Annotated in this window: 20 protein-coding genes; 19 read left to right on the forward strand and 1 reads right to left on the reverse strand. The window is 38.8% G+C overall.

All coding sequences use genetic code 11. From position 1 onward, the window contains the following. The first annotated feature begins 13 nt into the window (after positions 1-13). The 10 genes from spoIVB to AC27EF_RS00150 all read left to right on the forward strand — a co-directional run bounded on the left by spoIVB (position 14) and on the right by AC27EF_RS00150 (position 11,608). Complete coding sequence (gene spoIVB / locus AC27EF_RS00105; RefSeq protein WP_487108136.1) at positions 14-1,231, forward strand: SpoIVB peptidase; 1,218 nt, start codon at positions 14-16, stop codon at positions 1,229-1,231. Positions 1,232-1,315: 84 nt separating this feature from the next. After that, positions 1,316-1,939, forward strand: a complete 624-nt coding sequence (locus AC27EF_RS00110; RefSeq protein ID WP_487108137.1) for an undecaprenyl diphosphate synthase family protein — start codon at positions 1,316-1,318, stop codon at positions 1,937-1,939. A 130-nt stretch (positions 1,940-2,069) separates the two neighbouring features. Further along, positions 2,070-3,209: an exonuclease SbcCD subunit D gene (locus tag AC27EF_RS00115; protein ID WP_487108138.1), complete on the forward strand. Its 1,140-nt coding sequence runs from the start codon at positions 2,070-2,072 to the stop codon at positions 3,207-3,209. Then, positions 3,206-6,295 carry an SbcC/MukB-like Walker B domain-containing protein gene (locus AC27EF_RS00120; protein ID WP_487108139.1) on the forward strand — a complete coding sequence of 1,030 codons (3,090 nt, stop codon included), beginning with the start codon at positions 3,206-3,208 and terminating at the stop codon, positions 6,293-6,295. The genes AC27EF_RS00115 and AC27EF_RS00120 overlap by 4 nt, the downstream gene beginning before the upstream one ends. Continuing rightward, positions 6,292-6,963 (forward strand): HAD family hydrolase, encoded by a 672-nt coding sequence (locus tag AC27EF_RS00125; RefSeq protein ID WP_487108140.1) that lies wholly within the window; start codon positions 6,292-6,294, stop codon positions 6,961-6,963. The genes AC27EF_RS00120 and AC27EF_RS00125 overlap by 4 nt, the downstream gene beginning before the upstream one ends. Before the next feature lie 233 nt (positions 6,964-7,196). Then, positions 7,197-7,991, forward strand: a complete 795-nt coding sequence (gene spo0A, locus AC27EF_RS00130) for a sporulation transcription factor Spo0A (protein ID WP_487108141.1) — start codon at positions 7,197-7,199, stop codon at positions 7,989-7,991. A 45-nt stretch (positions 7,992-8,036) separates the two neighbouring features. Beyond that, a complete protein-coding gene (gene spo0A, locus AC27EF_RS00135; protein WP_487108142.1) occupies positions 8,037-8,846 on the forward strand; it encodes a sporulation transcription factor Spo0A in 810 nt (269 codons plus the stop codon). Between the two features lie 84 nt (positions 8,847-8,930). Continuing rightward, positions 8,931-9,737 carry a sporulation transcription factor Spo0A gene (gene spo0A, locus AC27EF_RS00140; RefSeq protein WP_487108143.1) on the forward strand — a complete coding sequence of 269 codons (807 nt, stop codon included), beginning with the start codon at positions 8,931-8,933 and terminating at the stop codon, positions 9,735-9,737. A 135-nt stretch (positions 9,738-9,872) separates the two neighbouring features. Next, positions 9,873-10,910 (forward strand): flagellin lysine-N-methylase, encoded by a 1,038-nt coding sequence (fliB, locus tag AC27EF_RS00145; protein ID WP_487108144.1) that lies wholly within the window; start codon positions 9,873-9,875, stop codon positions 10,908-10,910. 140 nt (positions 10,911-11,050) lie between these two features. After that, entirely contained in the window at positions 11,051-11,608 is a 558-nt protein-coding gene (locus tag AC27EF_RS00150) for an RNA polymerase sigma factor (RefSeq protein ID WP_487108145.1), read from the forward strand. 94 nt (positions 11,609-11,702) lie between these two features. On the opposite strand, the gene AC27EF_RS00155 is transcribed toward AC27EF_RS00150, so the two are convergent. Continuing rightward, positions 11,703-12,365 (reverse strand): hypothetical protein, encoded by a 663-nt coding sequence (locus AC27EF_RS00155; RefSeq protein ID WP_487108146.1) that lies wholly within the window; start codon positions 12,363-12,365, stop codon positions 11,703-11,705. Positions 12,366-12,513: 148 nt separating this feature from the next. Between AC27EF_RS00155 and AC27EF_RS00160 the strand changes: the two genes are divergently transcribed. The 9 genes from AC27EF_RS00160 to AC27EF_RS00200 all read left to right on the forward strand — a co-directional run bounded on the left by AC27EF_RS00160 (position 12,514) and on the right by AC27EF_RS00200 (position 22,489). Continuing rightward, on the forward strand, positions 12,514-14,427 hold the full coding sequence (locus AC27EF_RS00160; RefSeq protein WP_487108496.1) for a DNA gyrase/topoisomerase IV subunit B: 1,914 nt from the start codon (positions 12,514-12,516) through the stop codon (positions 14,425-14,427). A gap of 31 nt (positions 14,428-14,458) precedes the next feature. Beyond that, positions 14,459-16,711 (forward strand): DNA gyrase/topoisomerase IV subunit A, encoded by a 2,253-nt coding sequence (locus AC27EF_RS00165; protein WP_487108147.1) that lies wholly within the window; start codon positions 14,459-14,461, stop codon positions 16,709-16,711. Between the two features lie 14 nt (positions 16,712-16,725). After that, positions 16,726-17,637, forward strand: a complete 912-nt coding sequence (locus tag AC27EF_RS00170) for a glycosyltransferase family 2 protein (RefSeq protein WP_487108148.1) — start codon at positions 16,726-16,728, stop codon at positions 17,635-17,637. A 139-nt stretch (positions 17,638-17,776) separates the two neighbouring features. Next, on the forward strand, positions 17,777-19,048 hold the full coding sequence (locus tag AC27EF_RS00175) for an LCP family protein (protein WP_487108149.1): 1,272 nt from the start codon (positions 17,777-17,779) through the stop codon (positions 19,046-19,048). A gap of 267 nt (positions 19,049-19,315) precedes the next feature. After that, on the forward strand, positions 19,316-19,813 hold the full coding sequence (gene ilvN, locus AC27EF_RS00180) for an acetolactate synthase small subunit (RefSeq protein WP_487108150.1): 498 nt from the start codon (positions 19,316-19,318) through the stop codon (positions 19,811-19,813). 82 nt (positions 19,814-19,895) lie between these two features. Next, complete coding sequence (gene ilvC, locus AC27EF_RS00185; RefSeq protein WP_487108151.1) at positions 19,896-20,912, forward strand: ketol-acid reductoisomerase; 1,017 nt, start codon at positions 19,896-19,898, stop codon at positions 20,910-20,912. 88 nt (positions 20,913-21,000) lie between these two features. Continuing rightward, entirely contained in the window at positions 21,001-21,600 is a 600-nt protein-coding gene (locus AC27EF_RS00190; protein WP_487108152.1) for a GNAT family N-acetyltransferase, read from the forward strand. 15 nt (positions 21,601-21,615) lie between these two features. Continuing rightward, on the forward strand, positions 21,616-22,062 hold the full coding sequence (gene dtd / locus AC27EF_RS00195; protein WP_487108153.1) for a D-aminoacyl-tRNA deacylase: 447 nt from the start codon (positions 21,616-21,618) through the stop codon (positions 22,060-22,062). A gap of 85 nt (positions 22,063-22,147) precedes the next feature. Next, positions 22,148-22,489, forward strand: a complete 342-nt coding sequence (locus tag AC27EF_RS00200) for a phasin family protein (RefSeq protein ID WP_487108154.1) — start codon at positions 22,148-22,150, stop codon at positions 22,487-22,489. Positions 22,490-22,497 lie beyond the last annotated feature (8 nt).

The following is a 22,497-nucleotide window of genomic DNA, read 5'->3' on the forward strand; positions in this document are numbered from 1 at the left end:
AGGAGGAAAATTTATGCGGAAATACTATTATCGAAAAATATTGATATTGCTTTTTTTTCTAAATCTTTTGGCAATTGGTACTCTTTACATCAAATACTGCAAAGAGCAGCTTCCAAATGCAATTCATATCAAAAAAGGGCAGGAAACATCTTTAAAGTATAATGTTCCGGCAACGGCAAAGATTAACAACCAAAAAATTCAGCTAAATCATCCCTTTGTATTTAAACAAAGTGAAACCGGACAGTATGAAATGGACGCCAGCTTGTTTGGAACCATTCCGTTAAAAAAGATCAAGGTTCATGTGGTGGACACAAAGCGAGTTGTGCCAAGTGGAAAAGTTGTAGGAATTTATGTGGAGACAAAAGGACTTTTGGTATTGGAAACAGATACTTTTACAGGGATTGACGGAGCCAGCCATGCGCCAAGCAGCAATAAATTATATCGGGGAGATTATATCCTGGCGGTCAATGGCACATCCATTGATTCTAAGGTTTCCTTTATGTCCATGGTAAATCAATGCAAGGGCAAAGAAATTACCTTAGACGTTCGCAGAAATTCTAAAAAGATTACCATTAAAGTATTGCCGGTGATGTCCGCATCGGACCATCAGTATAAAATCGGAGCATGGGTCAGAGATAATACACAGGGGATCGGAACGTTAACCTACACCAGCAAAAATGGATTTGGAGGACTTGGACACGGGATTTGTGATATGGATACCGGAGATTTAATGGACGTAAAAGGAGGATTTCTTTTAGATCCTCAAATAGATTCCATATCAAAAGGAAAAGCTGGATCTCCGGGGGAAATTGTCGGAAATATTTACTATAAAGAGGAAAATGTCATTGGAGCCATTGAAAAGAATACGGAAAAAGGGATCTATGGCTCTATGGCACTTGGAAACCAAAAGGAGTACGAGGTCGGATATCGTCAGGATATTAAAGAGGGAAAGGCTTATATCTTATCCAATATCAGCGGAGAATTTAAAAAATACGAAATTAAAATTCGTAAAGTAAATCATTCGGACTCCAATACAACAAAGAGTATGGAAATAGAAATTACGGATAAGAATCTTTTAAAATTAACCAACGGAATTGTACAGGGAATGTCGGGGAGCCCGATTGTACAGGGAAACAAATTCATAGGCGCGGTGACACATGTATTTGTCGAGAAACCTTCGAGAGGTTATGCGATTCTGGCAGAAACAATGATAGAGGAAATGGCAAAATAAGAATCAGACTTATCTTTGAGTTCGTAATAAATTTTAAAAATGGGATATAATCACTGTATAAAGTTTTATTAGGAGAATAGAAAGATGAGCAAACACAAACTGAGACATATCGGAATCATACCGGACGGGAACCGGCGATGGGCAGTTGCCCATGGATTAAAAAAACAGGAGGGCTACAATTTTGGATTAAAACCCGGACTTCAACTGCTAAAAAAGGCAAAGATGTGCGGCATTGAGGAAATTACCTATTACGGATTTACAACGGATAACTGCAAACGTCCTTCGGAACAGTTTCAGGCGTTTCAAAAAGCCTGTGTAAAAGCGGTGGAGATGCTCACGAGAGAGGGAGCTGATCTTCTTGTCATAGGAGACTCTCGCTCAAAATGCTTTCCCAAAGAACTCTTGCCGTATAATACGAGAACCCCTGTGCATGGAGGGGGAATTCGAGTTAATTTTTTAGTGAATTACGGATGGAAATGGGATCTGTCTCATTTAAAAAAAGATGGTCATGTTTTCTCAGAAGAAATTTCAAGAATTGATCTCATCATACGGTGGGGCGGAATGCGCCGCCTGTCAGGATTTCTCCCGATTCAGTCCGTGTACGCTGACTTTTATGTAGAGGAAAAATTCTGGCCTGACTATACAGATGATGATTTTGAGAAAGCTTTAGAATGGTATCGCAGGCAGGATGTAACATTAGGTGGTTAAAAGACGGTTCGTCATCTTGATGAGCCGTCTTTTCACTTGCTTTTGTGGAAAGAAATTAGGCAAAGATAGAAAAAAGCTGTTATAATGAATCATGAAAATGAAATGTATACTGTGAAAAAGAGGAAAATATATGAGAATTTTACATTTATCAGATCTTCACCTTGGAAAAAGAGTAAATGAAATATCCATGATCGAAGATCAAAAATACATGTTACTGCAAATTTTAAAGATAATAGAGGAAGAAGAAGTGGACGTGATTCTTCTGTGCGGGGACGTTTTCGATAAATCAATTCCAACCATTGAAGCGATCCGTCTTCTGGATGAATTTTTAAACAAATTAAATATTCTGCAGAAAAAGGTTTTGATTATCAGTGGGAATCATGATTCCGGGGAACGGCTTTCTTTTGGAAGACATCTGCTTTCCCAGTCTCATATTTACATATCTTCCCTGTTTCAGGGAGAGACGGAGAAGATTACAATTAAAGACGAGAAGGTTTCCGTCTGTTTTTATCTCTTGCCGTTTGTCAAGCCAGTATATATCAATCACTTGCTTGGAATTCAGAAAGAAAACACTGAGGAGTGTTTGAGATATTTTGTAAAACAAATGAACGTAGATACCCGACAGACAAACATTTTATTAGCACATCAGTTTGTGACTGCCAATCATAAAAATCCGGAGCTTTCAGATTCTGAAAGCAGTTCTCTGGGAGGTCTGGATCAGGTTGACTACCGGGTGTTTGATGATTTTGATTATGTGGCTTTGGGTCATATTCATAAACCTCAGGCAATGGGCAGAGAACATGTGCGTTATGGAGGTTCTATTTTAAAGTATTCTTTTTCAGAAATTCATACAGAAAAAAAGGCAACGATTTTGACAATTGAAAAAAACAAAACCATAGACCTGTCCTACCGTATTCTTCGGCCGCTTCATGATATGCGCGAGATTAAATGCAGCATGAAAGAACTGTTGAATGGAGAAGTAGAATTGGGAAATTTACAGGATTATATGCATGTTATTTTAACAGATGAGGATGAAATGTTTGATGTCATTGGAAAAGTACGCAAAGTCTATCCAAATGTAATGCAGATCAGTTTTGAAAATCGGAAATATATGCAAACACTGGAACATATAAAATTTCAGCAGGAGCATCTTTTTAATCAAAACCCGATCCAATTATTTTCTGAATTTTATAAAATACAGAATCATGTGGAGGCAGACCAAAAAAGAATGGAAACGATGGCATCAATTTTTAAGGAGGCAGAGCAATGAGACCTCAAATATTAGAAATGTGGGCTTTTGGACCATTTTCCGGAAAAACAGAAATACATTTTGAAAATTTTCAGGGAATTTTTTTGATTTCTGGAGAAACAGGGGCAGGAAAGACGACCATTTTTGATGCTATCTGTTTTGCCCTTTACGGAGAAGTCAGCGGAGAATATCGAAAATCCGAAATGATGCGCAGTGATTTCGCAAGAGATGACGTAGAAACAAAAGTTCTTCTTTCCTTTGAACATCGTCAGAAGAATTATAAAATTCAGCGAAATCCTTCCTATATGAGAAAAAGCAAAAGAGGGAACGGTGTTACAAGGCAAAATGCGGATGCCGTATTATATCAGGAAAACGAAATTTTATGTACCGGAACAAAAAGTGTGACTGAAAAAATTGAGGAAATTTTGGGCATGAACCGTTCCCAGTACAAACAAATTTCCATGATTGCACAGGGAGAGTTTTTAAAGCTTTTGTATGCGCAAAGTAAAGAACGAGGTGAAATCTATCGGAAAATTTTCGGAACAGAATATCTTTATGACTTTCAAAACAAGCTCAAGGAGCGGTATCGGGCGTGCATCAGAGAACATGAAACCTTAATGAAAGAAATTTTTGTACTGGAGGGTCAGGCAGAAATCCATGAAACTGACGAAGAGTATGTGAAATATGAGGAATACTTTCAGAAAGAGTCCCTGGTGTCAGAATTTATGAACATACTGGAGCAATATCAGCATCGAACGTCCATCGAATATCACCAATGGAAGGAAACATCATCAAAACTGCAGAAGATGGTGCAGAAGATCTCCATGGAATTTCAGGGAGCTCAAGAAAAAAACCAAAAGTTTGACCAGTTGGAACAGTTGATGCAGGAATCTTTGAAGCTGGAAGCCCGGAAGGAGGAAATGGCTGGGTTAGAAAATCAATTAGTCAATGCAGAGCGTATTTTAACGGTGCTTGTCCCAATAGAAGAAAACATCAGGGATCGAGAACGCAGAGCCAAGGAAATCGAGAATCGAATGCAGCAAACTCTGTTTCAGTTAAAAAATGAACAAGAAAGAAAACTGCGATGTATGAAAGAGTATGATGAAATTCAGGAAAAAGAGCCTCTGATTCAAAAAATGGCAGTTGATTTAAAGCAGTTGGAACATCAGAAAAAAGAATATCAGAACTTAGAGAGCTTCAAGGAAGAGATCGAAGGCACACAAAAAGAGCTGAGCCGGCTTCAAAAAGAACAGAAGCGTTTATCCAATCGGTATCAGGAACAGCAGCAGCAACAGAAAGTATATGCTGCATTTATAAGAGAGCATGAAGATTTGGAAGCCTCCATAGAAAAAAAGCGTGAGGAAGGTCTGGAAATTCAGGCAAAAGCAAAAAAATGGAAAGGACTGCTCAAACAGTTGGAAAACTGGAAAAAGGAGGAGGCTTCCTACCAGGAGATATTAAACCAGTTTCAGACGATATTTGAGGAAAGAAAGATCATCAAACAACAAGTTCTAAAAGCTCAGAATCAATATGACTGCAATCAGGCAGGGCTTCTGGCTGCAGGGCTTCAAAGCGGCGAACCTTGTCCGGTATGTGGTTCAAGAGTGCATCCCAATAAGGCAAAGTTACAAAACAGTGATGTTACAATTTCCCAATTGAAACGATTAAAACAGCAGGAGGAAGAAAAGGATCATCAATATGAAGCCATTCTCAGGGAGACAACCAGTCGACGGGCCAAAGCAGAAAATCAAAAAGAAATTGTGGAAAAAGAGAGTGGGTTGAACGAGCAGGAATTTGAAAAAATTCAGTTCCTCTATCAAAAATATCAGGAAATCTTACGGCAGTGTAAAGAGGATTTCGACTGGTTAAAGAAACAGCAGGAAACCGTACGACGGACACAGGCAAAGAGAGAACAAGCACAACAGCTGCTGCAATCTCTTCTGAAACAGCAGCAGAGAGTTTCAGAAGAGATTTATAAGCAAGAGGTAACGAAAGGGGAGGCAAAGGCAAGACTTTCCCAAATTCAGAAACATTTGACCTTTGACTGTTATGAAGCAGCCAAAAAGGAGCAGATGAGGCTTCAATCCCAAATAGAGAAGTATGAATTTCTGCGAAGCAGGAAGGAGCAGGAGGTTTTAGAAGTACAGAAGCTATGTGCAGATCTTGAGAGCAGATACAACGAGGCAGAAGAAAATTTGCAGGACCAGAAAAAACAGCTTCTTTGCCTCAGACAGGATTATGAAACGGAAAAGCAGCCCTTTTCTCAAAAGGAGCTTTCGGATGATCGGATGAATCGTGAGGATTTGGAAACCAATCGAAAGCTTCTTCAGGATTACAAGATTAGGCGGGAAATATGTCAACGGCAAAAACAAGCGCTTCAAAGAGAATTGAGCAATCAGAAAAGGCCGAAAATAACCCTGTTGGAACACACTTTAAACGATCTTAAAGACGCACATCAGAAACTTTCGGAACAGATAGAAACATTATCCGGGACAAGAAAAATCAACGAAAACTGTCTGCAGCGTTTGAAGCATAAAGTTCGGGAAAATGAGGAAATCGAAAAACAGTATAGTATTTTGAAGGATCTTTCTGACACTGCAAACGGAGAATTAAACGGAAAAGCAAAAATTACATTTGAAAGTTTTGTTCAGTCTGTCTATCTGGATTATGTATTATCTGCGGCAAATCAGAGGATGCTGTTAATGAGTGACGAGAGATATTTGTTGAAAAGGAAGGAAGAAACCAATAATAAACGACTTCAGACAGGACTGGATCTCGAAGTTTTTGATCAGTGGACCGGAAAAAATCGAGACGTACAGTCGCTTTCCGGAGGAGAATCTTTTAAGGCGGCATTGTCCCTTGCACTGGGACTCAGTGATGTGATTCAAAGTCAGAACGGCGGGATTCATATTGATACCATTTTCATTGACGAGGGATTTGGAACTTTGGATCATGAATCGTTAACAAAAGCAATGGAAATTATCCATCAATTATCATCGGAGGGAGAAAAGATGGTAGGCATTATCTCTCATGTAGAGGAACTCAAAGGACAGATTGACCAAAAAATTGAAGTATATCGAGATAAAGAAGGAAGTGTGATTCAATGAAAAGCTATGAATTTTATTTTTTTGATCTGGATGGAACTGTTACAGATTCTGCGCTGGGAATTACAAATTCTGTTATGTACGCTCTCAGAAAATATGGCATTACAGAAAAAGACCGAGAAAAACTATATGAGTTTATTGGACCGCCGTTAATTGATTCTTTTCAAAGATATTACGGATTTTCAAGAGAGCAGGCATGGAAAGCAGTAGGATTCTACAGAGAATATTATCAGGACCGGGGCATCTTTGAATGTCGGGTTTATGAGGGATTGGAAGAGGTTCTCTCGATGCTTTGTGATGTTGGGAAAAAAGCAGTTATCGCAACTTCAAAACCCGAAAATTATGCCAGAAGAATTATCCGGCATTTTGGACTGGAAAAGTATTTTCATGGCATCTATGGAATGGAACTGGACGGGACGCGAGGAACAAAAGCGGAAGTTATACAATATGCTTTAAAGCAGTGTGAAATCAAGAATGTAAAACGGGTTGTCATGATCGGTGATCGAAGTCATGATATTGTGGGGGCTAAGCAAAATGGGCTGGACAATATCGGGGTTCTTTATGGTTTCGGCTCCGAAAAAGAATTAAAAGAAGCAGGTGCAGACATTCTGGTAAAATCCATCACAGAATTAAAAAAGCAGCTTAAAAATGGAGAGGAATTTCCAAATTAGGAGGTCCTCTCCTTTTGCTTTTTGTCCTTAAAGAAGGACCTTAAGTGAACCTTGAGTGAAGGTTCGGCGATGCAAAATTCGACGTTCTTTTAAAAAAATTGTGTCGAGGAAGATCTAAAAACATTGAATTTTTTGTGATTCGGCAAAAACTTGCGAAAGATAGCGGGTTGTTTGTAAACTTCGATAAAATATATAATAATCTTGTAAATAAAAACAGAATTGGAGGACTTAAAATGAGTAAAATTAATGTTGCAATTGCCGATGATAACCAGAGGATGGTTGAAATGATGACAGAAATACTGGAACAGGAAAAGGACATTGACGTGATTGCAAGTGCAGATAATGGGGAAGCCGCAGTTGAGGTGATTAAAGAAAAACATCCGGATGTGGTTTTGCTGGATATTATTATGCCCAAGCTTGATGGGATTGGTGTTTTGGAACGATTAAAAGAAGAGCGTTTGGAAAAGAAACCGACTGTTATAATGTTATCTGCGATGGGACAGGAAAATGTCTGTGAGGAAGCAATGGAACTTGGAGCTTCTTATTTCATTTTAAAGCCGTTTGATTCCGGAACGGTCATCCGAAAGATTAAGCAGGTAAGATCCGGACAATCAGCTGTAAAACCTCTGGTTTCAATGGTGGAAGAACCTCATGGAATTACTCAAAATCATTTAGAGATCATTATTACCAATATGATTCATGAAATCGGAGTTCCGGCTCATATTAAGGGATATCAGTATTTAAGAGATTCGATTATGATGGCTGTTTACGATATGGATATTTTAAATTCCATCACGAAACAACTGTATCCGACCATTGCAGAGAAATTTTCCACTACGCCAAGCAGAGTGGAGCGGGCGATACGACATGCAATCGAAGTTGCATGGGGACGTGGAAAAATGGATACCATTGATGCTTTATTTGGCTATACTGTTCATGCAGGAAAAGGAAAGCCGACAAATTCAGAATTTATAGCGCTGATTGCTGATAAAATTCGTCTGGAGTATGGAAACGAGATTCTCTCATAGCAATGTGAAGAGAAACACAGAGCCTAGGAAGGAGAATCAAGGCTTATGGAAAAGAAACTGAGGGTTTTGGTGATAGAAAGTGATCAACAAGAGGCACAAAAGATAGAAACAGGATTAAAAAGCAGTTTTGATGTTTTCATAAATCAAAACGATGGGAAAGATTATACCAGTGAAATACGGAAATATCGTCCCAATGTTATCGTTCTAAATATGGATACGGTGAAACATAAGGGCATGGAGGTGATTATAAACTGCCAGAAACAATTAGGTTTGGAACAAATCCCGGTCTGCATTATAACAACTGCCGGTGGATCAGAGATATCTGCAGATCTTATAAGCTCTATGGATGTTGACTATTGTATGATGAAACCTTTTGAACCTGAAATTTTAGTACATCGTATCCAGCAGATTTTTCGATTCAAACATATGAACCAAAAAACTCAGCCGAAGAAAGACGTAAAAAAAAGAAATCAGAACTTGTCTTTTTACTTTCAATATCATATTCGTCAGGAGATCACAAGAATGATCAGAGATCTTGGAATCCCTGCCCATATTAAAGGATATCAATATTTAAGAGAAGGAATTTTTCTGGTAATTGAGGACGGAAACATGATGAATTATATTACCAAGCTTCTATATCCAACCATAGCTAAAAAGTATAAGACCACATCCAACAGTGTGGAAAGGGCAATTCGCCATGCAATTGAAATTGCATGGAACCGGGGGAAAATAGAACTTCTGGAAGAAATGTTTGGCTATACCATCAGTGGGGAAAAGAGCAAACCTACGAATTCACAGTTTATTGCAATGATTGCAGACAAATTAAGAGGAGAATATCATAAAAATGTCTCTTGAATTAGTGTTAAAATATAATGGCAGGATATAAGAGAGATACTTGGGGAAGCATGCAGAGGTTTGGCTTGTAAAAGGAGGATAAAAATGAATGAAAAATACCGTGTTTTGATTGCGGACCATGATTCAGAAGAGCAGAGACAATTAAAGGAGGAATTGTCCAAAAAATTTGATATTATATCAGTCAGCAGTGATGGAATGAAAGCGCTGGATGATATCGCTCATTTTCATCCGGATATCGTAGTTTTGGATTTAATGCTGCCGAGACTGGATGGAATCGGAGTCATTGAAAAGTGCCGGGAAGCCATGGAAGAAGAGGACCTTCCCTCTTTTATTGTTTTAACTTCCATCGGAACACAAAATCTTATGGAATATCTGTGCTATATGGGAGTAGATTACTGTATGATGAAACCGTTTCAACCGAAAATGCTGCTTCACAGAATGGAACAGTTAAGCAGGCTGAAGTCAATTCATACAAAAATTCAGCAAAGTCAGGAGGAATATCAAAACCCATTGGGAATTGCTCGCAGAACCAATGACATTCGCAAGGATGTAAGTCTTTTGGCACGTGACTTGGGAATCCCGGCACATATTAAAGGGTATCAGTATATAAGATCAGGGATTGTGATGGCTGTGGAAGATTCTAATATGGTAAATTATATTACCAAACTTCTATATCCATCCATCGCAAAAGAATATAAAACCACATCAAGTAGTGTTGAGAGAGCGATCCGCCATGCCATTGATATTGTATGGAACCGTGGAAATCAGAAGTTATTAGGAGAAATTTTTGGTTCCTTTGTACATTCCGGACAGGACCGCCCGACGAATTCTGAATTTATTGCTGTGATTGCAGATCGAATTCGATTAGAATATCAAATGAATGTATCATAACCATTGAAAAAAGAAGTGCTGTGAAATCACTGGAAGTGTCTGTAAAACAGCACTTCCTTTTTGCGAAGACTCTTGAAAAAGGATATTTTCATATCTGTGTGAATAGGTTATAATTGAATGGGAAGGGAGGTAATCATGAGAGTTTATGTTCCGGAACATTATAAAAAATTTCGATGCAAAGAAAATCTCTGTAAAGACAATTGCTGTATCGGATGGGATATTATGATTGATCAAGATTCCTTGCAAGAGTATCACAAAGTAACGGGACCGTTCGGAGAAGCTTTACAGAACGGGATTTTGTGTTCAGATGAAGGCGCTGTTTTCCGTAAAGATTCTTCGGGGCGCTGTGTGTTTTTAAATCAAAAAAATTTATGTGAAATCTATCGTACGCTGGGAGAAACTGCGCTGTGTCAGATTTGCGCACAGCATCCCAGATTTCACAATCAGTATGGATCTATAGTACAAAGCGGTCTTGGTCTGGCTTGCGAGCAGGCAGTGGATTTGATTCTTCAAAATCATCGGCCGTTTCGGTTAGTAGAAGTTTCAGGGGATTCTGAAGAATTCAAGGAGGACGATTGGGCAAATTGGCTTTTTATGGCTCAAGAATGGCTATTTCAAATACTTAGGAACCGCAGCCTTCCAATCGAGAAACGAATCAATCGAATTTTAGATTTCACTTTTGCCCTTCAGCAGCAGATCAATCAGGATCAGGAACTTCCCAGAGATATATCAATGGTTAAAATTCAGGAATTTCATTTTCTAGAAAGCTTTCACATGTCTGAATCATTAAAACGCTGGATTTATTTTTATCATGATTTGGATTGTATGAATCCATCATGGAAAGAGATTCTCTCAGAGATCGCACAGGAATCGACGATTTTTGTCTCCGATCCAGGAAACGCTTTATATTATGAGAATCTTGCAGGTTACTTTATTTATCGGTATTTTATGAGCGCCTATGAAGATTATAATTTATTTGATAAAGTTAGATTTGCGGTTTTAAGCTGTCTGCTGATAGAAACGATTTATCAATTTTGTCATGATAAGAAGAAGTCATTTACTTTTTTTGATATTGTCAGAATATATTCTAAAGAAATTGAATATTCAGAAGAAAATCTTTCGGCAGTATTGGAGGAATTTTTATTTGATTCACCATGCGGCAGTGTGTCATAAAGTTACAAAACTATGAAAAATATAGAAAAAGTGTCACAAATTTACGATACGGTTATTTACAACTAGAATTTATATCTTTATAATAGTTGAGAGTGATCATTAACCCTGTAATACTTTTAAATTAAGAGAGAAGAATATAAATGAAAATACGTAAGAGGAAACCTATTGGCAAGAGTACCGTAAAATATATTGAGCAGTTATATATGTTATATTCAAAGAAATTATTTTATATTGCGAAAAATTATGTAAAAGATATTGACCTGGCAGAAGATGTACTTCAAAGTGTTTTTGAAAAAGCACTTTTGTATCCAAATAGTATTTTAAAAGTACCGGAAGATGAGATTCTTTATTTTTTAACTGCCATGACAAAAAATACGGCGCTTGCGCTAATTCAGGATGAGAAAAATAATGAACATGAAAGCCTTACCTATGATGACGGGGATGAAGGAGATTTTGTAGAAGATCCGCGAAACACGTATCTTCAGATGATTGATCTGGAGTCTTTAAAACAAAAATTAGGTGCGATGCCGGATCGGAATCGAGATACATTATTATTTCGATACGTTTATGGATTTAAGTGCAAAGAGATTGCTGACTTGTTTCAAATATCTGAGCGCAGTGTAAAACTTCGCTGCAGTGATGCAAGAAAGCAATTGAAAAAAATGCTGGAAGAGGACGAGGAATGCTTCAACTTATAAGGAAAACAATGCGTTTTGGGGAAGCAAAAAAGGTCAACCAAAATGATTTGGCTGACCTTTTGATCGTGTGGGAAAACGGTTCTCTCTTTTCTTTTTATTGATTCGTTGTCATCTGTATCAAGTGAATTCCAACTTGTTCATAGTCTTTTGGAAAGAACACTTGAATGGTGTCGTCTCCACTTTTGATTTTTTGTTTTTTCAGCTGGAACGTTCTGCTGTGCATCTCTTTTGATACTTTTGCATTCTCAAATGCTTCGATGACATTTTCAACCAACTGCTTTTTAGCTCCGGAAAGATCCTCGATATGAAGTGGTTTTAGTTCCCTTATGGTTGTATCTTTTGCTTCTTTGAAAATATCCAGGTAATGAATATATTGGCTGGAAACTTTGACTGCAGCCTGTTTGTCATTTTCTTTTACCACGTCAATGCTGTAATCCAAAGCAGCAAGTTTTTTGCTGATGGATTGAAAAATTTTCTGTGCCTGTGCCTTATTGATGGTAACTCCGGCATCATCAAAGCTTTTTTGAATCGTTGATACCATGGATGATTGATAAGTTTTTAAAGTTTCTTTTGCTTCTTGAGGGGCAATCCCAAGCTCCGTTATGGACTTGGTATTTTGATAAACGATCAGCTGATAAAATGCCTCCATTGTCTGAGCGGGATCTGTAGTTTTGGCTTGACTGCATGCTGCAGTAAAGATAAGGGCAGAAAATCCCAAAATGCCCATTAAAATCTTTTTGTAAATCCTACGTTTCATACTCTTGATTCCTTTCTGTTTTTCTTTTGTTATTATAGTTTTTTTGTCGTACAAAGTCAAATTTAATCGAAATTCCATATTTGTAAAACAGAAATTTCTGTGATAAACTATCTAAGATTATCTGTAAAGTTAGGAGGACAGCTAAATGATGTCAAACCATACATATAATGCCAATAGTATCTCGGTTTTGGAGGGATTGGAGGCTGTCAGGAAGCGGCCTGGCATGTACATCGGAAGTGTATCTACAAAAGGTCTGAACCATTTAATTTATGAAATTGTTGATAATTCGGTGGATGAGTTTCTTGCCGGATATTGTAATGATATTACCGTATGCTTACATAATGACGGAACAGCATCCGTGTCGGACAATGGAAGGGGAATTCCTGTTGGTATCAATGAAAAAACCGGAATCCCGGCGGTGGAGATGGTTTTCACCATGCTGCATGCCGGCGGAAAATTTGGTGATGGAGGATATAAAATCTCTGGAGGTCTTCATGGGGTGGGCGCTTCTGTTGTCAATGCATTATCCACATGGCTTACCGTTACAATCAAACAAAATGGGAAAATATATCAGCAAAAATATGCCAGGGGAAAAATTTTAGGTCCGCTGGAGATCATTGGTTCCTGCAAAAAAACAGATACAGGAACAACAGTTCAATTTCTTCCCGATCCGGAAATTTTTGATAAAACCTATTTCAAAGCAGCGATGGTGCGCAATCGGCTTCATGAGACTGCTTATTTAAATCCCAAGCTTACCATTCATTATATAAACCAAAGACAGGGAGAAGAAACAACGGTAGATTATCATGAGCCGGAAGGGATCTGTGCTTATGTGAAAAAATTAAATGAAGGTAAGCAGGTTCTCCATGAACCCATTTATTTTCAACAAATCATTGACGGAATTGAAGTGGAAGCTGCGTTTCAATATACAGAAGATTTTGGTGAGAATATTTTAGGCTTTTGCAACAATATTTATACGATCGAAGGCGGAACTCATATTACCGGTTTTAAAACAAAATTTACGACCATTATGAATCAGTATGCAAGGGAGCTTGGAATTTTAAAGGAGAAAGATGCTAATTTTACGGGAGCCGATGTGCGCAATGGAATGACTGCAATTATCTCGGTAAAACATCCGGAGCCAAGATTTGAGGGACAAACAAAAACAAAACTTGATAATCCCGATGCAGGGAAAGCTGTCGGAGAGATTACAGGAGAGGAAGTTGTTTTATATTTTGACCGAAACTTAGAAACTTTAAAAAAGGTACTTTCCTGTGCAGAAAAGTCTGCAAAAATACGAAAAGCAGAAGAAAAAGCCAAGACAAATATGTTGGTGAAACAAAAACTCTCCATTGACAGCAATGGAAAACTTTCAAATTGTGAAAGCAGAAAACCGGAAGAGTGTGAAATTTTCATTGTTGAGGGAGATTCTGCCGGAGGATCGGCAAAAACCGCAAGAAACCGAAAGACTCAGGCGATTCTTCCGATTCGAGGGAAAATCCTGAATGTAGAAAAGGCAACGATGGACAAGGTCTTAGCCAATGCTGAAATCAAGACGATGATTCATGCGTTCGGCTGCGGATTCTCAGAGGGATATGGAAATGATTTTGATCTTAGCAAACTCCGGTATCATAAGATTATTATTATGACGGACGCCGATGTGGACGGAGCTCATATCGCTACCCTTTTATTGACTTTTTTCTATCGTTTTATGCCGGAATTAATTACCCATGGACATGTCTATCTTGCAACACCGCCTCTTTATAAAGCAATCCCCAAAAAAGGAGAAGAACTGTATTTGTTTGATGATACGGCGCTTATGAAATATCGGGCAAAGCATCCGGGGAGCTTTACGCTGCAAAGATATAAAGGACTTGGAGAGATGGATGCCGGGCAACTGTGGGAAACTACGCTGAATCCGGAAAGCCGGACGCTAAAGCAAATTGAAATCGAAGACGCCAGAATGGCTTCCGATGTAACTTCCATGCTCATGGGAAGTGAGGTTCCACCGCGCAGAAATTTTATCTACGAAAATGCAAACGATGCAATGCTTGATATTTAAATATTAAAAAAAGAAACAGAAAGGGCATAAAATGTCAGAACATATTATAAAAGCAGAATTTTCTGAAGTTATGCAGAAATCTTATATAGATTATGCAATGAGTGTTATTTGTTCCAGAGCGCTTCCGGATGCCAGAGATGGCTTAAAACCTGTACAGCGACGTGTACTGTATGCAATGGATGAACTGGGACTGCGTTACGATCGTCCCCATAGAAAATCAGCCAGAATTGTCGGAGATACCATGGGTAAATATCATCCGCATGGAGACAGTTCCATTTACGAATCTCTGGTAGTGATGTCTCAGGAGTTTAAGAAAGGGCTTCCGCTGGTAGACGGACATGGAAATTTTGGCTCTATTGAAGGAGATGGAGCGGCTGCGATGCGTTATACAGAAGCAAGATTACAAAAAGTGACACAGGAGGCATATCTTGCAGATTTAGACAAAAACACTGTAAACTTTGTTTCCAATTTTGATGAGACAGAAAAAGAGCCGGAAGTTCTTCCAGTGAAAGTGCCCAATCTTCTGGTAAATGGAGCAGACGGAATTGCCGTTGGTATGACGACCAGTATTCCGCCGCACAATTTGGGTGAGGTCGTGGATGCCGTCAAGGCTTATATGAGAAAAGAAAGCATTACCAACGAAGAACTTATGGAATATCTTCATGGTCCGGATTTTCCTACCGGAGGAAGAGTTGTAAATCAAAAAGATCTTCTTTCCATCTATTCCTCCGGGACCGGAAAAATAAAACTCCGGGGAAAAGTACACTTTGAAAAAAGTACAAAACGAGGGGAAAAAGATAAGCTGGTTATATCTGAAATTCCATATACAATGATCGGAAATAACATCTCCAAATTTTTATCGGATGTGGTAAGCCTCATTGAAAATAAAGTCACAACGGATATTTTGGATATTTCCAATGAATCCTCCAAAGACGGGATCCGAATTGTTCTGGAACTGAAAAAGGGCGCCGATGTAAAACGGCTGGAAAATTTACTGTATAAGAAGACAAAATTAGAAGATACTCTTGGCGTAAATATGCTTGCGATTGTAGATGGAAGACCGGAAACACTGGATTTAAAGGGAATCATTGCATGCCATACGAAATTTCATTATGAAATTACCAGAAGAAAATATCAAACTCTTTTGAAAAGACTGTACGAGCAGAGAGAAATCAAAGAAGGACTTATGAAGGCATGCGATATGATTGATTTGATCATAGAAATTATCCGTGGCAGCAACAGTCAGAAAGAAGTCAAAGCCTGTCTGACAAAGGGGAAAACCGAAGCGATTCGTTTTCGATCTTCCGATTCTATGATTGAAGCGTCAAAATTATCTTTTACGGATAAGCAAGCCACTGCAATTCTGGATTTAAAATTATATCGTCTGATTGGTCTTGAAATTTTAGCGCTTCGAGAAGAATACGAAGAAATCGTAAAAAAAATTGAAACGTATGAGGATATTGTAAATCATCCGAATTCCTTAAAAAAAGTAGTTCGGAAAGAATTGGATCGTTTGAAAAAAGAGTTTTCCAAAGAACGAAAAACTGTGATTGAAAATGCAAAAGAGGCTGTCTATATCGAGGCTCCGATCAAGGAAGAACAGGTCTATTTTGTTATGGATCGTTTTGGATATTCTAAAACCTTGGACAAAGCCACCTATGAGCGAAACAAAGAAAATATCCAAAAAGATTACAAGTATCTTGTTCCATGCATGAATACCGATAAAATTTGTATTTTTACCAATCTGGGAATGATGCATCAGATCAAAGCTTTGGATATTCCTGCTGGAAAATTCCGGGATAAAGGAGTCCCCATTGATAATTTAGGAAATTATGACAGCGCTAAAGAATCCATCGTAACTGTTTTGGCGTCGGAAAAGATACTGCAAAGCCGTCTGCTGTTTGCAACAGAAAAAAGTATGATGAAACTCGTTGACGGAGACCAGCTAAAAGCGTCCAAAAGAACAGTTCAGGCTACGAAATTATCAGAAGATCAATTGCTTGCGGTGATTCCCGTATCCTCCGAAAATGAGGCGGATGAAAAAGTAGTTTTGCAGACCAGGGAAGGCATGTTTCTGAAATTTATGCTTTCCGAAATCCCAACAAAGAAAAAAGGAGCTTTGGGAGTTCGGAGTATGAGACTTTCCAGAGAAGATCTGTTAAGCAATGTTTATGTTATGGAAGCACAAAATATTACCTCAATTCTGTATAAAAAGAAAACGCTGGAATTTCAGAAATTAAAACTTGCCAAGCGTGATACCAAAGGAACAAAAGTAAGGCGCTGAGAAAGGGAGATCCTATGAAGGTTGATTTGATTATACCAACTTATAAACCCGGAGAAAAATTCAGAAGGTCCTTAAAAAGGCTGTCTGTTCAGACAAGAAAACCAGATCGTATTCTGTTGATCAATACTGAAAAAGAATTTTTTCCAGAGGATATGATAATTCCTTACAAAAATGTAGAAGTATATCATATTCAAAAACAAGACTTTGACCATGGAAGAACCAGAGATTATGGAGCGTCGCTTTCTGACGCAGATCTGATTTTATTTATGACAGATGATGCCGTGCCCAAGGATGAATTTTTGATTGAAAATTTAATTCGAGTTTTTGAAGATCCTGAGGTTGCAGCAGCTTACGGAAGACAAATGGCGGATCCAAGAAAAAATTATATTGAATATTATACAAGAAATTTTAATTATCCGGCACAGAGCCGCCGAAAGACAAAGGATGATTTGAAAACGTTAGGTATTAAGACCTTTTTTTGCTCGAATGTCTGCAGCGCTTATCGAAAAAAGGATTATGATGCAATGGGAGGATTTCTTCACAAAACAATTTTTAATGAAGATATGATTATGGCATCAAAGTTGATTGAGGCAGGAAAGGCCGTTTTCTATCAAGCGGATGCAAAGGTATGGCACTGGCATGATTATACGCCGTTGGAACAGCTGCGGCGAAATTTTGACCTTGCAGTGTCGCAGGTAGATTACGGAGGTCTTTTTTTAGAAGTAAAATCCGAGTCCGAGGGATTTAAGATGGTTTTCTCAACGCTGCGCCACCTGATAACCCGTGGCAAAATACAGCACATCCCGAAATATATCATAGACACCGGATGTAAGCTAGTGGGATATAAACTTGGAAAAAACTATCAGAAACTTCCGAAAAAATGGATTCCTAAATTGACGATGAATCGCTCCTATTGGGAATCCTAAGAAGAAAGCCGAAATTGAAAATTCACAAAAAGAAAGGAGAATCTTTTGAAAAACTTAATAAAATCGACTGTTGTTTTCCTTTTGAATATGATATAATCAATAACCATGAGCAGATAATTGTGAGGAGGCACAAAGGAAGATGAAAAAGTTTAAAATAATCTTGGCCATATTTTTAATTCTCGGAATTGCCGGCGGCGGCGTTCTGGGATATTACGATGCACGTCTGGAAGCGGCAGTCAGCAATAATCAGGGGAAAAAATTAACTTCTGTGAAGGTCAGCGATGATTTAACCTTTAACAAGGATGTTTTAAACATTTTGCTGGTTGGATCCGATCACGGTGCAATCAAGGGGGATCACGGCCGTTCTGACAGCATTATGATTGCTACCGTTAACTTTAAAACAAAAGAATTGAAGCTAACTTCTTTAATGCGGGATATGTACGTGGAGATTCCGGGACATGGACACAATAAATTAAATTCGGCTTACGCATACGGAGGAGTGGAGCTTCTCTATCAGACGATTGCCGAAAACTTTAATATTAAAATTGATAATTACTGTGTTGTGGACTTTAGAACCTTTGAAAAAGTTATCAATAAAGTCGGCGGGATTGAGATTTCTCTGGAAGAAAAAGAAGCCCATTATTTAAATACAACCAACTATATTTCCAAGAAAAAATATCGGAATGTAAAAGTTGGAAAGCAAACATTAAACGGAAATCAGGCGCTGGGGTATGCCAGAGTTCGTTATGTTGTTTCAAAGAAATACGGAGATGGAGATTTTGGTCGTACCGGAAGACAAAGAGCAGTTCTTCAGGCGGCTTTGAATAAAGTCTTAGAGCAAAGTCCTACGAAAATTGCGGAGATCGCACTGGACGCTTTGTCTGACGTTTCCACTGATATGAGTGCAAAATATTTAAAAAGCCTTGTGTTGAAAGTGGTTCAGATGGGTACCACAGAAATTGATCAGATGCAGGTACCGTTGGAAGGAACCTACAAAATGGGGCGTGCACAGAGCAATATGTTTGTATTTTTCGTAAACTTCAAGGCAAATAAGGCAGCGCTCAATTATTTCTTATTCGATCAGGGGGATAAAAAGGATTGGGCGGAAGAATATGGTGGAACTGCGGATGTGGAGACCTTTGGATACTCCGGTTATTCAAGTTCAGGAAGCGAAACGGGAAGTGCCGGAAGCACCAGCCGCTCTACTTATTACAGCACGGGAAGTACCGGTACGTCCACATCCTACAGTACCAGACATTCCAGCACATCAACGACCTCAACTCACCGAAGAACAGAAAGTACAAAATCGGAAGCTACGACTTCCAAACCGTCAACTTCCGCACCGACAACTCATCATCCAACAACTTCTGCTCCAACAACCGCAGCAGATCATGATGCGGCAGGAGAATAGAGGACTTCAAAGTTTTTAGAAAATCTGCTCCGCTTAGCATACCGGATACAGGGATGGCAATTTTTTGCTTGTATTCGGTTTATGCTGTGCGGAGCTTTTGTGATATCGCCATGTACAGCAAAGCGGGGGCTTTCCGATGAAAAATGAACTGGTCAAAAAAGATTCTTTCTTGACACATATTTGTAGAATTGGTAGAATAGAAAAAAGTTATGGTTCCCTATTTGCCAAAGAATTCGGGGGGACGATAAAGAAAAGGAAGTGAAAAAGATGCGGCAAATTGTTCTTTCAATACTTGTTGAAAATACACCGGGAGTATTGAGCCGGATTTCCGGATTATTTACCAGAAGAGGCTATAATATTGATACAATTACAGCGTGCACCCTGCAGGGAGGAAAGTTTTCCAGAATAACGATCGCAGTCAGCGGTGATGATATGATTTTAATGCAGATCAAAAATCAGCTTTCAAAGTTAGAAGATGTCGTAAAGATTTTTGAATTGAAAAGCGACCGCTCCGTTTGCAGAGAATTGATTCTTGCTAAAATCAGAGCAAATAAGGCTGAGAAGCAGGAGATCATTACCATTGCAGATATTTTCAGAGCAAAAGTTGTAGATGTTTCAAAAGATAATTTAATGATTGAATTAACAGGCAACGTTCAGAAGATCGAAGCATTTATTAATTTAATTGATGATTTTGAAGTTGTTGAGATTGTGCGTACCGGAATTACCGGATTGTCAAGAGGGGAAGACGATTCCCACATCTTTTGATGAAGCCCCGTCGTTTTATATATAGGACAGTAACAGGATAATTTCCTTTACTATAAAAGCCAAAAAAATGGAGGAATGAAAAATGGCAAAGATTTATTATCAAGAAGATTGTAACTTATCACTTTTAGATGGAAAGACCATCGCCATTATTGGTTACGGAAGTCAGGGACACGCACATGCCCTTAACTTAAAAGAATCCGGATGCAATGTTATCATTGGTTTGTATGAAGGAAGCAGATCATGGAAGAAAGCTGAGGAACAGGGATTTGAAGTCTTTACGGCTGCGGAAGCTGCAAAGAAGGCAGATATCATTATGATCCTGATCAATGATGAAAAGCAGGCATCCTTATATAAAGAATCCATTGAGCCGAATCTGGAAGCAGGAAATATGTTAATGTTTGCTCATGGCTTCAATATCCATTTCGGATGCATTACACCTCCAAAAGATGTTGACGTTACAATGATCGCACCAAAAGCACCGGGACACACAGTAAGAAGTGAGTATCAGGCCGGAAAAGGAACTCCTTGTCTGGTAGCTGTGGAACAGGATGCCACAGGAAAAGCTTTAGATTTAGCGCTTGCATATTCTCTGGGAATCGGCGGAGCAAGAGCCGGTGTTTTAGAGACTACGTTCAGAACAGAGACAGAGACAGACTTATTTGGTGAACAGGCAGTATTATGCGGTGGTGTTTGTGCATTAATGCAGGCAGGTTTTGAAACTTTAGTAGAAGCCGGATATGATCCGAGAAATGCTTATTTTGAGTGCATTCATGAAATGAAGCTGATCGTAGATTTAATCTATCAGTCTGGATTTGAAGGTATGAGATATTCTATCTCCAATACAGCAGAATATGGAGATTACATTACAGGACCGAAGATCATCACTGAGGATACAAAAAAAGCAATGAAACAGGTTCTGACAGATATTCAGGACGGAACTTTCGCGAAAGACTTCTTAGTTGATATGTCTGATGCAGGTGCCCAGGTTCACTTTAAGGCTATGAGAAAATTAGCGGCAGAGCATCAATCTGAAGTCGTAGGAAAAGAAATCAGAAGCTTATACAGCTGGAGCGATGAAGATAAATTAATTAATAACTAATGTTTATATTACATAGAGACCGGAGATATTCTCTGGTCTTTTTATAATATAGGAAAGTTCTGATGAGATAGAGTTGGGGGAAAGAATCATGTTAGATAAAAATCTGCCGTTTATGGATATTGTAATGAAAGCACCGGCTGAGATTGCAGCAAATCAAGAAATCCCTCAATTGCCCGAGGGTTATCAATATCGTATGTACCAAAACGGAGATGAAAACGGCTGGGCCAGATTAGAAACGGCAGTGGGAGAATTTTCTGCATTCGAGGATGCGTTGGAATATTTCCATCGAATATTTTCTCCTTATCAGGAAATTCTTCCTAAGCGTATGTGCTTTATTGTAAATTGTCGAGATGAAATTACAGCAACTTCTACAGCCTGGTATAAGGAAACAAAAGAAAGGCGATATCCCCTGCTCCATTGGGTCAGCACATCACCGGAGGAACAGGGAAAGGGACTGGGAGAAGCTGTCATCAAATATTGTCTTTCCAAATTCTCAAAAGTGGAACCGGGAGAGAAAGAAATTTTTCTTCATACTCAAACATGGAGCTATCGGGCAGTTGGGATGTATGTGCGATATGGATTTCAAATCACCCGGACGCCGCTTCCTAACTGTCAAACAAATCCGGACTGCTTTGATGTTCTGGCATCGGTTTTGCCGGAAAATATTCTGAAAGATCTTAAGAAATAAGAGGAGTGTTCATCAATGAAATTAGTGATACAAAGAGTGAAAAATGCAGCTGTAGCAATCGAGGGAGAAATTACAGGGAAGATCCAACACGGATTTCTTGTGTTCATCGGCATAGGTCAGAAGGACACACCGGAAATTGCTGATCTGTATCTGGAAAAAATGCTGAAACTTCGCATCTTTCCGGATGAAAACGGAAAAACCAACCGGGCAATCAAAGATGTGAACGGAGAGCTTCTTCTGGTTTCTCAATTTACACTGTATGCAGATTGTAAAAAAGGAAATCGGCCAAGTTTTACGGGAGCCGGAAATCCTAAGACAGCAAAAAAGATCTATGATTATTTTGTGACTCGGTGTCAGGAAGAAATCGAGGTAGTAAAAACCGGACGTTTTGGGGCGGAAATGGAAGTTTCTTTAGTGAATGACGGACCATTTACCATTGTTTTGGAAAACATCGCGTGTTAAAATGAAGGAATAAAGAACAAAAAGCACAATATACTGCAAGAAGGCGAACAGAAATAAAATTTTCATAAGAAAGGAAGGATAAGCAATGAATCTGGGAGATGGACTGAAAAAAATTTTTTTAGCAGGAGTTGGCGCAGCAGCGGCAACGACGGAAGCAGCCAGAGATCTGATTGATGATCTTGTGGAAAAAGGAGAAATCACTGTGGAACAGGGAAAAATATTGAATGAAGAGCTCTGTCGCAATGCTAAGAAAAAGATGAAAGAACATGTAACGGTTCAGGTAACAAAAAGTTTTGAGGACGCATATGCTTCTGTGGATCGGATGTCAGCGGAGGAACTTCAAAAGTTAAAGGCATATATTGAGGAAGCGCAAGCCAAGAAGCAGAGTGAGACAGACAAAGAGGATCCGTCAGAAAAAACAAAGTAGGGTGAGTG

This window comes from Anaerostipes stercorihominis, assembly GCF_057535655.1.

Coding starts and splice junctions, on each gene's coding strand:
- spoIVB (WP_487108136.1), top strand. CDS start 14: ATGCGGAAATACTATTATCGAAAAATATTGATATTGCTTTTTTTTCTA.
- AC27EF_RS00155 (WP_487108146.1), bottom strand. CDS start 12,365: ATGAAACGTAGGATTTACAAAAAGATTTTAATGGGCATTTTGGGATTT.
- AC27EF_RS00200 (WP_487108154.1), top strand. CDS start 22,148: ATGAATCTGGGAGATGGACTGAAAAAAATTTTTTTAGCAGGAGTTGGC.
- AC27EF_RS00165 (WP_487108147.1), top strand. CDS start 14,459: ATGTCAGAACATATTATAAAAGCAGAATTTTCTGAAGTTATGCAGAAA.
- AC27EF_RS00175 (WP_487108149.1), top strand. CDS start 17,777: ATGAAAAAGTTTAAAATAATCTTGGCCATATTTTTAATTCTCGGAATT.
- AC27EF_RS00170 (WP_487108148.1), top strand. CDS start 16,726: ATGAAGGTTGATTTGATTATACCAACTTATAAACCCGGAGAAAAATTC.
- fliB (WP_487108144.1), top strand. CDS start 9,873: ATGAGAGTTTATGTTCCGGAACATTATAAAAAATTTCGATGCAAAGAA.
- ilvC (WP_487108151.1), top strand. CDS start 19,896: ATGGCAAAGATTTATTATCAAGAAGATTGTAACTTATCACTTTTAGAT.
- dtd (WP_487108153.1), top strand. CDS start 21,616: ATGAAATTAGTGATACAAAGAGTGAAAAATGCAGCTGTAGCAATCGAG.
- spo0A (WP_487108143.1), top strand. CDS start 8,931: ATGAATGAAAAATACCGTGTTTTGATTGCGGACCATGATTCAGAAGAG.
- ilvN (WP_487108150.1), top strand. CDS start 19,316: ATGCGGCAAATTGTTCTTTCAATACTTGTTGAAAATACACCGGGAGTA.
- spo0A (WP_487108141.1), top strand. CDS start 7,197: ATGAGTAAAATTAATGTTGCAATTGCCGATGATAACCAGAGGATGGTT.
- AC27EF_RS00110 (WP_487108137.1), top strand. CDS start 1,316: ATGAGCAAACACAAACTGAGACATATCGGAATCATACCGGACGGGAAC.
- spo0A (WP_487108142.1), top strand. CDS start 8,037: ATGGAAAAGAAACTGAGGGTTTTGGTGATAGAAAGTGATCAACAAGAG.
- AC27EF_RS00160 (WP_487108496.1), top strand. CDS start 12,514: ATGTCAAACCATACATATAATGCCAATAGTATCTCGGTTTTGGAGGGA.
- AC27EF_RS00115 (WP_487108138.1), top strand. CDS start 2,070: ATGAGAATTTTACATTTATCAGATCTTCACCTTGGAAAAAGAGTAAAT.
- AC27EF_RS00120 (WP_487108139.1), top strand. CDS start 3,206: ATGAGACCTCAAATATTAGAAATGTGGGCTTTTGGACCATTTTCCGGA.
- AC27EF_RS00150 (WP_487108145.1), top strand. CDS start 11,051: ATGAAAATACGTAAGAGGAAACCTATTGGCAAGAGTACCGTAAAATAT.
- AC27EF_RS00125 (WP_487108140.1), top strand. CDS start 6,292: ATGAAAAGCTATGAATTTTATTTTTTTGATCTGGATGGAACTGTTACA.
- AC27EF_RS00190 (WP_487108152.1), top strand. CDS start 21,001: ATGTTAGATAAAAATCTGCCGTTTATGGATATTGTAATGAAAGCACCG.